Annotated in this window: 11 protein-coding genes; 7 read left to right on the forward strand and 4 right to left on the reverse strand. The window is 71.6% G+C overall.

Annotated elements, in window-relative coordinates; all coding sequences use genetic code 11:
• The 3 genes from LQF12_RS00315 to LQF12_RS00325 are packed head-to-tail and all read left to right on the forward strand — an operon-like array spanning position 1 to position 6,272.
• Complete coding sequence (locus LQF12_RS00315) at positions 1-4,053, forward strand: glycoside hydrolase family 2 TIM barrel-domain containing protein (protein ID WP_231054022.1); 4,053 nt, start codon at positions 1-3, stop codon at positions 4,051-4,053.
• A 50-nt stretch (positions 4,054-4,103) separates the two neighbouring features.
• Positions 4,104-5,189: an enolase C-terminal domain-like protein gene (locus tag LQF12_RS00320; protein WP_231054023.1), complete on the forward strand. Its 1,086-nt coding sequence runs from the start codon at positions 4,104-4,106 to the stop codon at positions 5,187-5,189.
• Positions 5,190-5,225: 36 nt separating this feature from the next.
• On the forward strand, positions 5,226-6,272 hold the full coding sequence (locus LQF12_RS00325) for a LacI family DNA-binding transcriptional regulator (RefSeq protein WP_231054024.1): 1,047 nt from the start codon (positions 5,226-5,228) through the stop codon (positions 6,270-6,272).
• 319 nt (positions 6,273-6,591) lie between these two features.
• On the opposite strand, the gene LQF12_RS00330 is transcribed toward LQF12_RS00325, so the two are convergent.
• Genes LQF12_RS00330 through LQF12_RS00345 form a run of 4 tightly spaced genes read right to left on the reverse strand, consistent with a single transcriptional unit; the run spans position 6,592 to position 10,370 of the window.
• Complete coding sequence (locus LQF12_RS00330; RefSeq protein ID WP_231054025.1) at positions 6,592-7,002, reverse strand: TIGR03618 family F420-dependent PPOX class oxidoreductase; 411 nt, start codon at positions 7,000-7,002, stop codon at positions 6,592-6,594.
• 1 nt (position 7,003) lies between these two features.
• Positions 7,004-7,249 carry a cell division protein CrgA gene (locus LQF12_RS00335; RefSeq protein WP_231054026.1) on the reverse strand — a complete coding sequence of 82 codons (246 nt, stop codon included), beginning with the start codon at positions 7,247-7,249 and terminating at the stop codon, positions 7,004-7,006.
• Positions 7,250-7,280: 31 nt separating this feature from the next.
• Positions 7,281-9,695, reverse strand: coding sequence for a hypothetical protein (locus LQF12_RS00340; protein WP_231054027.1), 2,415 nt, complete (start codon positions 9,693-9,695; stop codon positions 7,281-7,283).
• 3 nt (positions 9,696-9,698) lie between these two features.
• The gene (locus tag LQF12_RS00345) at positions 9,699-10,370 is read right to left on the reverse strand and encodes an O-methyltransferase (RefSeq protein WP_231054028.1); all 672 of its coding nucleotides are present in this window, start codon (positions 10,368-10,370) and stop codon (positions 9,699-9,701) included.
• A gap of 86 nt (positions 10,371-10,456) precedes the next feature.
• On the opposite strand from LQF12_RS00345, the gene LQF12_RS00350 reads away from it, so the two are divergent.
• The 4 genes from LQF12_RS00350 to LQF12_RS00365 are packed head-to-tail and all read left to right on the forward strand — an operon-like array spanning position 10,457 to position 12,835.
• Complete coding sequence (locus tag LQF12_RS00350) at positions 10,457-11,254, forward strand: DUF881 domain-containing protein (protein WP_231054029.1); 798 nt, start codon at positions 10,457-10,459, stop codon at positions 11,252-11,254.
• Entirely contained in the window at positions 11,251-12,042 is a 792-nt protein-coding gene (locus LQF12_RS00355; protein WP_231054030.1) for a class E sortase, read from the forward strand. Before LQF12_RS00350 ends, LQF12_RS00355 begins: the two co-directional genes overlap by 4 nt.
• The gene (locus tag LQF12_RS00360) at positions 12,042-12,203 is read left to right on the forward strand and encodes a hypothetical protein (RefSeq protein WP_231054031.1); all 162 of its coding nucleotides are present in this window, start codon (positions 12,042-12,044) and stop codon (positions 12,201-12,203) included. The genes LQF12_RS00355 and LQF12_RS00360 overlap by 1 nt, the downstream gene beginning before the upstream one ends.
• The gene (locus LQF12_RS00365; protein ID WP_231054032.1) at positions 12,203-12,835 is read left to right on the forward strand and encodes an aminodeoxychorismate/anthranilate synthase component II; all 633 of its coding nucleotides are present in this window, start codon (positions 12,203-12,205) and stop codon (positions 12,833-12,835) included. The genes LQF12_RS00360 and LQF12_RS00365 overlap by 1 nt, the downstream gene beginning before the upstream one ends.
• The last annotated feature ends 9 nt before the right edge of the window (positions 12,836-12,844 follow it).

Here is a 12,844-nt window from a genome sequence, read left to right on the forward strand (position 1 = left end):
ATGCCTGACCGACCCCGCATGCGGATCGGAGCAACGATGCTCACCGCCTGCGCCCTGCTCGTGCCGATGTCGATCGCCACCGCCGTCCCGCACGGCGGGTCCGCGGAGGAGGATCCCATGACCACCACGACGACGACGGTCCGTGGACAGATCGTGGACGCCGACAGTGGCGAGCCCATCGAGTCCGCCTCCGTGCACGCCTCGCGCACGGAGGCCGTCACCAGCTCCGACGCCGACGGCACCTTCGTCCTGCAGGACGTGCCGGCCGACGCGGCCCTGGTGATCGCAGCCAAGGAGGGCTATACGTTCGCCTCCACGACCGTCGGGTCCTCGGTCCGGCTCGAGCTGGCGCGCGAGACCGACCCGGCCCGGGCCGAGTACCCGCGCCCGGATGCCGACCGGCGCCCCTTCACCGAGGACGCGTGGCTCACCCTGAACGGCACCTGGTCCTTCGCGTTCGACCCCGACGACGTGGGGGAGTCCGAGGGCTGGTTCGACCCCGACCACGAGCTGGACCGGGCGATCCGGGTGCCGTTCGCCTACCAGTCCCTGGCCGCCTGGGGCGAGGAGGAGCTCGCCACCAGTGAGACCTTCCTCAGCGCCCACGCCGCCTACCAGGGCACCGTCTGGTACCAGCGCTCCTTCACCGTGCCGGAGGACTTCCCGAACGACGGTGCGGTCAGGCTGCGCATCGGCGCCGCCGACTACGGCGCCGCGGTCTGGCTCGACGGCGAGGCCGTGCTGCCGTACTCCGGCGACGGCTTCACCGAGATCAGCGCCGATCTGGGCAGGCTTCGCCCGGGCTCGACCCACACCCTGGCCATCCGGGTCGAGGCGCCCTCCATCGAGCGCGAGACCCCCTACCCCCAGGGCAAGCAGACCGGCGACCCGCCGATCGAGGGAGCCGGCGAGGGGTGGTTCAGCGACGCCGGCGGCATCTGGCAGTCCGTCTGGATCGAGCCCTACCGCGGAGCACGCCTGACGCAGACGCATGTGACGCCCGAACTGACCTTCGAGGGAGACTCGAGGTCGCCGTCGGAAGCCTTCGTCACGATCGACGTGACCGCCGAGGCCGTCCGTGGGCGCCCACCGGTGATCGTGACCATCACCGATCCGGATGGTGATGTCGTCCTCAACCGGGCGCGCGTGCACCTCGAGGACGGTCGAGGCAGCGTCCGGGTGCCGATCGAGGACCCGCACCTGTGGGACACCGACGATCCCGCGCTCTACACCGCCGACTTCCGGCTGCTGAACCAGGACGGGGTCCGCACCTCCTTCGGGATGCGCAGCATCGAACGCGACTGGGCGCCCGGCCAGGACGGCGAGTACCAGTACATCTACCTCAACAACCGCCCGCTCTACATCCGCGGCGTGCTGGACCAGGGGTACAACCCGTGGGGCCTGTACACCTACACCGGTGAGACGGCCGGCCCGGACCTGCAGACCGGCACCGAGGCCGAACCCGGCCGAGGGTCGATGCTCACGGACCTGCGCAACGCCCGCGATCTCGGGTTCAACGTGGTGCGCCATCACCTCAAGGTCAACGAGCCCGCGTACTACCACTGGGCCGACAGGACCGGCATGCTGATCTGGTACGACATGCCCAACGCCGGCTGGGGCTCCCAGGGCGATCCTCGCTCCGAGGAGCTCTTCGAGGAACTGCTGCGGAATACGCTCAACCGCGATCACAACCACCCCTCGATCGTGATCTGGACGGCGTTCAACGAGTCCTGGGGGCTGAACGAGCAGCCGTTCCAGCAGCCGATCGCCCCGGATGCCGTCGGCTACGTCCGCCGGATGGTCGACCTCACCCGCGAGCTCGACCCCTCCCGGCTCGTGGTCGACAACTCACCGTGCTGCCAGAACGGGCACCTGGAGGGCTCGACCGACCTCAACGACTTCCACTTCTACCTGGACACCTACGACGCGTGGAAGAACCTGCTCGACGGCATAGTCGGCCAGATCGAACCGGGCTCGAGCTGGAACTTCAACGACGGCGTCCAGGAGGGCCAGCCCTGGCTGAACTCCGAGTTCGCCGTCAAGAGCGGGCAGTTCCAGCACAATGCCAGCCTGTTCCGCAGCTATCCCGAGCTGACGGGCTACGTCGGCGTGCAGATCGCCGAGACCGAGCAGGAGGTGCAGAGCCCGTTCCGGTATGACCGGCAGCCGAACTCTCCCGAGTTCCTCGACCACGAGGGCCGGGCCCGCACGATCGGGATGTTCCAGCGCGATGACGCCGTGGCCCTGATGATGCCGACCGCCCGGACCCTCGAGCGCGGCGCCACGGTGGACGTGCCGGTCCGGATCAGCCACTTCAGCGATCTGGACCTCGACGGCGCCCAGCTGCGCTGGCGGGTCGGGGGCTATCGCGACGACGGCACATGGGTGGGTGAGGCCGCGAGCGGGTCGCAGACGATCGACCCCGAGCGGTACACGGTCACCGACGCCGGCACCGTCTCGGTGACCACCCCGCCGGAGCTGCGCGCGGGCTACCTGTGGTTCTGGATCGAGGCCGACGGCGAGACCGCGGCCGAGCAGTACCTCACCTTCGACACCCCGGTGGGCGCCGGCGAGCCGGGATTCTCCCCCTCGCAGGTGCTGGATCAGCAGTGGAGCGGCGGTGCGGCCACCCACGGGAACTCGGACTGGGTGAGCGGCTACGGCCGTGGGTACTTCGAGTACGAGGTGGACGTGCCCGAGGAGGTCCGCACCGGGCAGGCCACGGAGGCGACCCTGGTGATGGAGGTGGCTTCCGCGCAACCGGCCGGACGCTTCGATCGCAACCACATCACCAGTGCCCGCCGCTACCCGGCGACTCTGACCGTCTCGATCGACGGCCAGGAACTGCCGGCGACCCTGCTTCCCGACGATCCGAACGGCCCGCTGGCGCTGGCCGGACGTTCGCGTGGTACGCCGGCCGGTGATTTCGGCAACCGGTACGGCTACCGGATCGCCGTCCCCGTCACCGCCGATCAGCTCGGCGACGGCGACAGCGCCACGATCCGGCTCGCGAGTGACGGCGGGGGCCTGTCGGTCTTCGGCGCCAGGTCCGGCCGGCACGGCCAGCCGCCGAGGCTGGTCAGCGGGGACGTCGGGGTGACCGACGAGCGGCCCGCCCACGAGCCGGTCGACACCCGGCTCTCGGTCTACCAGGCACCTGCGCAGATCTCGCCGGAGACCGGGACCGGGACGGCGATGGTCTCCGTGGTCAACGACACGGCGGAGACGATCGCGAACGTGAGCGTGGAGCTGGCAGCGCCTGCGGGGTGGACCACCGGCGCTGAGGCTGCGGACACCATCGACTCCCTGGCACCGGGGGAAGCGCAGCACCTCGCGTTCACCGTGACGAGCGGGACTGCGTTCTCCCCGGGGGAGTCGGTCGCGCTCACCGCGACAGCGAGCTGGGGCGACCGCGCGATCCAGGACGTCTCGGACTCGATTGTCGCCTTCGACCCGGCGGCCTACCCCGAGGTGGGGGTCAGCGACGACTTCGGCGCCGACACCAGCGCGGAGTACACGCCCTTCCAGCCTGTGGCGAACCGGGGGTTGCCGGAGGTGACCATCGGTTCCGGAGCGCTCCGGACGGAGGCCGACAGCCCGTACTTCGGGCTGCTCGCGCACGAGTCCGGGCCGGTGAGTGACCAGCTGGTGGTCGCCGTCGAGCACGGGCGGTTCGGCGCCAACGGCATCACGCCGGACTCGCAGTTCCTCGGGCTCGTCAAGGACGAGGACAACTACGTGATGGCGTGGACCGGCATCGGTGGCCAGCACGGCGTGGACGTGGTGATCGACGGGGAGCTGACGAACGCCTGCTGCACGCCGGGCCTGCTCTCGTCGGGCGACTCGTGGGCCTTCACCCTGGACGGCAACGCGATCGCCGTCTGGGTCGACCGCGGCTTCGGGTGGACGCGCCTGCTGACCACCACCACCCAGGGCCGGATCGACTTCACCGAGCCCGGCGCGCTCGACGGGTGGCACTACGGTGTCGGCCTACGCAGTGGCGGAGTTCAGGAGCTCGGTCACCTGGAGGGCCGCAGCAGGGTCACCGACTGACAGTCCGTGGGGCCGGGACCCTCCCGGCCCCACGGGAGCGAGGAGCACAGATGCACAGCGACCAGCGGCTGACCGCCGTGGAGATCATCGACATCGAGGTCCGGTACCCGCGCACCATCGGACGCAACGCCCGGCTGGGTAGCCACGGGTCGGGGTTCGGCGCCCGTGCGGTGCGGCTGACCGCCGATGCCGGCGGGAGCGGCTGGGGCGTGGTGGAAGGCAGTGCCCGGGACCTGGAGCAGTGGGCCGGACACCGCCTGGACGAGCTCTTCGACCCGGCGATCGGGTTGCTGGAACCCGCGGCGAAGCCCCTGGACCTCGCGCTGCACGATCTGGCGGCGCGCACTGCCGGTGTGCCGGTCTTCGAGCTGCTGGGCGGCCACGGGGAGCGATCCGTGCCCTGCTACTCCGGGGCGATCTATTTCGACGATCTCGATCCCGAGGAGGTGCCGCGCGGTATCGGCGCGGTGCTGGAGAACTGTGCCGCCGACTGGGCCGCGGGGTTCCGCGCCTTCAAGCTCAAGATCGGCCGGGGCGCGCGCTGGATGGAGCGCGAGGCAGGTTTTGCCCGGGACGTGGAGGTCACGCGGGCGGTGCGCGAGCACTATCCGGGCGCCCGCCTCCTGGTCGACGTGAACAACGGGTACACACCGGCCGAGACGGTCTCCTTCCTGCGCGCGGTCGCCGACTGCAACCTGTACTGGATCGAGGAACCCTTCCACGAGGAAGCTGAGGGGTTGAGCCTGGTGCGCGAGCACCTGCTGACCACGGACTCGCCGGTGCTGATCGCCGACGGCGAGTTCGAGCCGGACGAGGAGCACATGGTCGAGCTCGCCCGGTCCGGGCTGGTGGACGTGATGCTCATGGACGTCCTCTCCTACGGCCTGACGCCATGGCGCCGGCTGATGCCGCTGCTGGCCGAGCTCGGGGTGGCGGCGTCGCCGCACGCCTGGGGCCAGCCGCTGAAGACCGCCTATGCCGCGCAGCTGGCCGCGGGGCTGGGCAATGTGGCCGTGGTCGAGGGCGTTCCCGGGGCCACCACCGGTGTCGATGCCGGGGCCTACCGGATGGAGTCGGGGCGGATCGTCGTCCCCGACCTCCCGGGCTTCGGGTTGGATCTGGTGCCGGTGGCGTGACGGCGGCCTGACCCACGGAGCAAGTAACGTGACGCCATGACCGCGGACCCGAAGGCGCCCAGGCCGCGGCTGACGGACGTCGCCGAGATCGCCGGGGTCTCGATGAAGACGGTCTCGAACGTCATCAACGGCTACGTCCACGTCACCGAGGCCACCCGCACCCGGGTGCAGGCGGCCATCGAGGAGGTCGGCTACCGGCCCAACCTCTCGGCGCGGAATCTGGCGCGGGGTAGGGCCGGGGTGATCGCCCTCGTCGTGCCGCGGCTGGAGATGCCGTACTTCGCCTCGCTGGCGGGCCGGGTGATCGAGAAGGCGGAGGCACGCGGATGGTTCGTCCTCATCCATGAGACCGGCGGTGACCTCGCCGCGGAGCGCGCCGCACTGGAGGGGCACTTCCCGCAGCGCATCGACGGCCTGATCGTCAGCGCCCAGCACCTGACGCCGGCTGACGTGCGGGCGCGCGGCGACCGCACCCCGCTGGTGCTGCTGGGCGAGCAGGACTACGGCCACGTGGCCGATCACGTCGCGATCGACAACGTCGCCGCGGCCCGGACCGCGACGGAGCATCTGCTCGAGCAGGGATGCCGCCGGATCGCGATGATCGGAGCGCGCCCTGGCGAGATCGAGGACCCGCGCGCCGAGGGATACCAGCAGGCGCTGCAGGCCGCGGACATCCCGGTGCTGCCGGAGCTGATGCGCCCGATCCACGGCAACCTGGGTGAGGAGGGTGAACGCGCCACCCAGGCCATGCTGGACGAGGTCGGCGAGCCGCCCGACGGGTTGTTCGCCGTGACCGACTGGGTGGCGCTGGGTGCGATCCGGGCACTGCAGCTGCGGGGACTGCACGTGCCGGAGGACGTCGCCGTGGTCGGCTTCGACGACATCCCCTACGCGCGTGCCGTCACACCCTCCCTGACCACGGTCGCCCCGGACCGCTCGGCCATCGCCGAAATCGCCCTGCGGATGCTGGAGGCGCAGTCGGCCTCGGGGGAGACCGAACCGGTGGACGAGAGCGTGCCCTTCGAACTTCTCGTGCGGGAGTCGAGCGCCCGCCGCACGGGCTCGGGCAGGTCTTCTGCCTGACGGCAACTCGGACCCGCGCTCAGCACGGGTGACGAAAGTCAGGTCCGTGTGGAGGCTTGCTGCGAGATGGCGAAACCACCGGGTCTACTTCCTGGCCTTCTTCGTTGCCGAACCGGAGGGAATCCTTACCGCCAGGTCGGCCACCCCGCTCCGGAGATTAGCAGGGCCCGTCCCGCTCCAGGGCACTGGCCCGACGCGTGCGGAGGCTCTCACTTCTCGGCAACATGCTCAGATGTCGTCGAACACTGCCTCTGCACCCAACTCACAAGCGTTGCCCTCAGAGCCGATGACAAGCCGCGGCAATACGAAGGAAAATGCCTCAGTCGGCCTGCGCCGCGCCCCACCCGTGCCAGCGGTCCAGCTCGACGCGCACGCTCACCCGGGCGCGATCACGCACCGGGTAGGGCTTGCCGCCGTAGAGCATCGAGAGCCGGTCGATGTCCACCAGGCCCTCGTCGTCGCTGATCTCCACCACGCGGCCCTGCACACTGACGTGGGTGTACCAGCTCTCCTCGGACATCGCCGTCAGGGAGACGTGCGGGTTGTCGCGCAGGTGCTTCAGGCGCGCCCGCCCGGCGTCCAGGTTCAGCAGCAGCCGCCCGTCCTCCTCGATGAGGTACCAGGTGGCCACCGAGACGGGGTAACCGTCGGGGTGCACCGTCGCCATCACGGCCGGGTTGGGCCGGCGCAGCAACTCGGCAGCCTTCTCGCTCAGCGGCGTGCGGGGCATGTCAGCGCCAGCGCATGGTCATCACGAACCCGACCATCATCAGCGCGAAGCCGATGGCCAGGTTCCACGAACCGATCCCGGGGATCGGCCCGCCGGACTGCCAGATGTAGGTGACCACCACCCACACCAGCCCGGCGATCATCAGCGTGAGCATCGTGGGCGCCCACCAACTCGGGTTCGCCTTCGGCGCCGCAGGCTCGGGCGGCGGCGTGTAAGCGGTCTTCTTGCGGGACTTCGACTCGGGCATGCTCGATCTCCTCGTGACGTCTGCGGACATCCTACGGGCAGTGCAGGCGCACCGGGCCGAGCAGCCCCGAACGCAGGTGCGCGCCCCGGTAGTACACGTCGGCCGCGTTGCTCACGCGCACCGTCAGCTGGTTGCTTCCCGCGCGTAACAGGCCGGCCGGCACCGTGCACCGGTAGGGGGCCCACCCCAGGGTCGCCACCGGCGTGCCGTTGACCGAGACCGCCGCCACCTCGCCCACCTCGCCGAGGTCCAGCACCGCGCTGCCGGCGGCCTCACCCAGGTCGATCTCGGTGGTGTAGTCCACGGTCCCGACAAATCGGCGCATACCCGCCCGGGTGCACCAGTCCACGCCCTCGGGCAGGCCGTCCACGCCCGGGAGCCCGTGCCCGTGCGGGGCCTGCGACGGCGTCCCCCGCCATCCCCTGACCTCGAGGGTGCGCCCCGCCCCGGCCTCGCCCGGCCAGCGGTCGAGCTCTACCGCGTCACTGTCCGGCCCCAGCCACACGCTCTGCCGGCGTTGCAGGAGCAGGGGAGCTGCGCCGTCGCCGGTCACGGGGACACGGGCGTCCTCGAACGGGAACCACCACGACCAGCCGGGCCCCACGCCGTCGGGCAGGGCCACGGTGGTGCGGAACTCCTGCTCACCCTCGTTGACCAGCAGCCAGCCCCCGGCGGCCTGGGCCACCCGCAGGTCCGGCTGCGGCTCGGCGGTGCGCAGCAGCGCCGCACCGGCCTCCTCGAGCAGACCGGCTACGCGGTCGGCCCAGTCCCGCTCGCCGGCGCTGACCACCGGCACGTCCAGCTCCGGCATGTTCTGCCCAGCAGGCCCGGGGCGGGCGTCCACCACGACGGCGTAGCGCTGCCCGCCGAGAATGAGCCGCCCCTGCTCTGTGGCCCCCTGTCTGCGGGCCGTGGCGAGCTGGCCGACGGTGACGTAGTGCAGATCGATCTGGCGCTGCAGCAGCGTCGCGGCCACGGCGTCGGGGGCGTGGACGTCGTCGGCGAGCACGGCGACCGGGGCCTGCGCAGGCGCGGCGGTGAGCAGGTCCGCCATCCGCGCCAGGTAGCCCACGACGGCGGGCAGGTGCGGCCACCACGGGTGGTGGCGGCCCAGATCGGGTTCGCTCTCGAAGGCGCGGTTGCCGCGCACGGAATCGAAGAAGGCGTGCAGCACGAGGGTGGCGACCCCGCGAGCGAGGTACCAGTCGAGCAGCCACTTCGCCTCGTCCATCGTCAGCTGCCAGCCGTAGGCGCCGAGCACCTCGGCCACCGCCGTGGGCGCACCGGTGGTGGCGGCGGCGCTGCCGGCGACCTTCGCCGCGGTGCTCTCGGGGCCGAGCAGGGCAGTCGGGCCCGGCAGCACCCACCGCCAGACGGTGTCCTGCCCGGGCCAGTCCAGCAGCGTGGTCGTGCCCAGATCGTCGCCCTCGGCGGCGTGACCGGTCAGGGCGATCCCGTGGGCGGCGCACCAGGCCGACTGCGCCCCGTAGTACACCTCGTGCAGCCGCGCGCGGACGGTGGCCTCCCACTGCCGGCGGAACGGAGCGCCGTCCGCAGGGTCCTCACTGTCCTCCCACAGGGCCGGCAGCCCGCGCAGCACGTCGGCCACGTCGGCGCCGGTGCGCTCTGCCACCAGCCGCTCCAGCCCCGGGGTGTACGGCACGGCACCCGGGCGGTGCCCGCGTCCGAGCAACGAGGGCTCGTCGGTGAACATCGCCACCACCGTCGAGCCCACGTGATCGCCGAGCGCGGCGGCGTAGGCGTCGTGCGTCACCTCCAGGAAGGTGGCCACCGCGCGGGGGTTGAGCAGGTCCGCGGCCGGCGGTGCCAGCGCCGAGCCGTCGTCCTGATCGGCGTGCGCACCGCGGATCGTGCCGCCGGAGGGCCCGGCCACGACGGCATGCACCCGCCAGGTGCCCGGCGCCAGATCGAGCTCCACCAGGCCCGGGGGCTGGAGCTCCAGCGTCCTCGCCTCGGCGAGCACGGCCCGCCCCTCGCGCACGGGGGTGGCCACCACCGCCAGCACGACGGCGTCCGGTGCGCGCCCCAGGTCCGGTCGCCAGAACTCCACCTCACCCGAGGCGGCCACGGTGACGTCGGTGCTGAGCCGCACCAGGCACTGCGCCGCGAACGCCGGGTCACGCGCCACCACGGCGCCGTTCGCCGAACCGGAGGGGTAGGACGCCTCGTCATAGAGCATCACCGACAACCCGTGGGCGGCGCACTCCTCGACGCACAGGCGCACCAGGCGCAGGTAGTCCGCCGTCAGGTAGCCGACCTCCCGGCTCAGGCCGATCCGGGCGCTGAGCGTGAGGCCCCGGAAGCCGGCCGCCGCCAGCTCGGCCACCTGGGTGCGGATCCCGGCCTCGGTGAGCTCGTCATTCCAGAAGACGAAGGCGTAGGGGCCGTAGGGGCTGGGTGGCATCACGGCGCCGGTGGGGACCACGGCTCAGGCGATGCGGCGCAGGAGGGCGAAGCCGTCCCAGCCCTTGGAGCCGACCGTCTGCAGGGCGGTCCCGTCCAGACGCGGGTCACGGCCGGCCAGCGCGAGCGCCTCGTGCACGCCGCGCACGTCCGGGTCGTCACCGGCCTCCGGGCCCACCACCCGGCCGCTGCGCACCACGTTGTCGAGCACGATCACACTGCCCGGGCGGGTGAGCTCCAGCGCTGCGCGCAGGTAGGTGGCGTTGCTGGGCTTGTCGGCGTCGATGAACACGAGGTCGAAGGGCTCCTGGCCGGTGTCGATCAGCCGCTGGGCACTCTCGGCCGCCGGCCCGAGCATGAGGTCGACGACGTCCCCCACCCCGGCGTGATCGAGGTTGCGCCGCGCGACCGCGGCGTTCTGCTCCGAGACCTCGAGCGTGACCACCCGCCCCCCGGCCTTGAGAGCGCGAGCGAGCCAGATGGTGCTGTACCCGGCCAGCGTGCCGATCTCCAGCACCCGGCGGGCGCCGACCATCGTGGCGAGCAGCGCGAGCAGCTTGCCCTGGTTGGGGGCGACGGCGGCGCCAGGCATCGTGGTCTCGGTGGCGGACTCCCGCGCGGCGAGAAGCGCCTCGTCCTCGGTCACGAGGGCGCCCACCAGATAGTCGTCGACGGCGATCTGTGCCTCGGTGCTCATGGGCCCATCGTGGCATGCGGGCGCCGGGCCCGCCCGAGTGGACGGCAGGCGTAGGCCGCGGCCACCGCGCAACCTATGCTGGGACCATGAGCGGGCGCAGCACGGACGCTCACCGGACCGGCATGTCGCTGGGGGTGGGCGTCGTCGGCGTGCTCGCGGGCCTGCTGTTCGCCACCAACGCCTCGCTGTTCGCCGGCGAGGACAACCGTCAGCCGGTGGACCTGGAGGATCTGGTCCGCTCCGAGGCCGCCCGACTGGACGAGACGAACGCCCGCTACCAATCCCTCGAGGATGAGGTGAACGAGCTGCTCGCCCGGGATGCCTCCGTCGGCACCGGCGACCCGCTGACGCCGGCCACCGAGATGGCGGCCGGGCGCACCGCCGTCAGCGGCCCGGGGGTCACGGTGTCGTTGTCGGACTCCCCGCTCATCCACGACGCGCCCGAGGGCGTCAGCGCGGACTCCCTGCTCGTCCACCAGCAGGACCTGGAGGGCGTGATCAACGCGCTCTGGTCCGGTGGCGCCGAGGCGATCACCGTGCAGGGGCACCGGCTGGGGCCGCTCACCGACATCCGCTGCGTCGGGAACGTGCTGCTGGTGGACGGCAACGTCTACTCCCCTCCCTACATCATCTCCGGCATCGGCGAGGTGGACGCCCTCCGCGCCGGGCTCGACCAGTCCCCCGCCGTGCGCACGTACCGCGAGTACGTGGACAGGGTGAGCCTGGGATACTCGGTCGAGGACGAGGAGCGGCTCGAGATGCCGCGGATCGAGGGGGGCCTGTCGATGGAGTACGCACGACTGCCGGGCGAGGAGCCCATCAGCTGGCAGCCGGCCGCGGGGCCTGGTCTCGCCGACCTTGACGACCTGGGAGACATCGGATGAGCCGCCTGGACGAGATCGCGCAGGACCAGCGGGACGAGGAGGAGGCGGCGTCCCGCCGGCGTGTCCAGCGGCCGCGGCGCGCGAGCGTCGGAGCCAGCCTCGTCGGGGGGTTCGGCGAACTGCTGATCACCGCCGGCCTGCTGCTGGGCCTGTTCGTGGTGTGGCAGCTGTGGTGGACCGACGTGGAAGGCGCGCGGGAGGCTGACCAGGCCGTCTCGCAGTTCACCGAGGGTCTCGAGGTGGAGATCCCCGAGGTCGCCGGGCAGGAGCGCACCGAGGAGCCCCCGGCCGAACCGGAGCCGGTCGACCTCTCCGGCGAGACGTTCGCCGCGCTGTGGGTCCCCGACTGGGGCACTGACTACCGGTGGCCCGTGGCCGAAGGCGTCTCGCGGCCCGACGTGCTCGACGCCGGGATGGTCGGCCACTACCCCGACACTGCCATGCCCGGGCAGGTCGGCAACTTCTCCGTAGCCGGTCACCGCCAGACCTACGGCCGCCCGTTCTACGACATCGACACCCTCGCCGCCGGCGACTCGGTCATCGTGCAGACCCACACCGCCTGGTACGTCTACAAGGTCACCGACCACCGCATCGTGCTGCCCACCGAGATCGACGTCATCGCACCGGTGCCCGGCGAGCCCGGCGTGGAGGCGAGCGAGGCGATGCTCACCCTGACCACCTGTCACCCGCTGTGGTCCACCGCGGAGCGCTACATCGTGCACGCGCAGCTGGACCACTGGATCCCGCTCGAGGACGGGATGCCCGCCGAGCTGTTGGAGGCTTCCTGATGTATGCCGCGATCTGGCGGATCCTTCCCGGCCCCGCAGCCGTGAAGGCACTGCTGTCCCTGATCCTGCTCGCCGCGGTCGTCGCCGTGCTGTTCACGTGGGTGTTCCCGGCGATCGCCCCCTACATGCCGTTCAACGACCAGACGGTCGGAGGGTCCTGATGGCGCGGGTGCTCGTGGTCGACAACTACGACAGCTTCGTCTACACGATCGTCGGCTACCTGCAGCAGCTGGCGGCCGAGACGGTGGTCCTGCGCAACGACGACCCCGCGCTCGCCGAGCCGGAGGTGCTCGAGGGCTACGACGGCGTGCTCGTCTCGCCCGGGCCTGGCACTCCCAAGGAGGCGGGCGAGTCGCTGCGCATCATCGAACGCTGCGCCGAGGCCGGCCTGCCGATGCTCGGGGTGTGCCTGGGACACCAGGCGCTCGGCGAACTCTTCGGCGGTGTGGTCACCCACTCCCCGGAACTGATGCACGGCAAGACCTCGCAGGTCTCCCACGAGGGAGCCGGCGTCTTCGAGGGGCTGCCCTCCCCGTTCACCGCCACCCGCTACCACTCCCTCGCGGTGACGGCCGAGACGGTGCCGGCCGAGCTCGAGGTCACGGCCACCACCGCGAACGGCATCGTGATGGGGCTGGAGCACCACTCGCTGCCGCTGCACGGGGTGCAGTTCCACCCCGAGTCGGTCCTCACCGAGGGCGGGCACCGGCTGCTCGCGAACTGGCTGGCGGTGACCGGTGACTCCGGCGCCGTGGCCCGCTCGTCCGGGATGGCGCCGCTCGTCACCCGCTGACGCGACTGA

Source organism: Ruania suaedae (genome assembly GCF_021049265.1).
GTDB classification, from domain to species: domain Bacteria; phylum Actinomycetota; class Actinomycetes; order Actinomycetales; family Beutenbergiaceae; genus Ruania; species Ruania suaedae.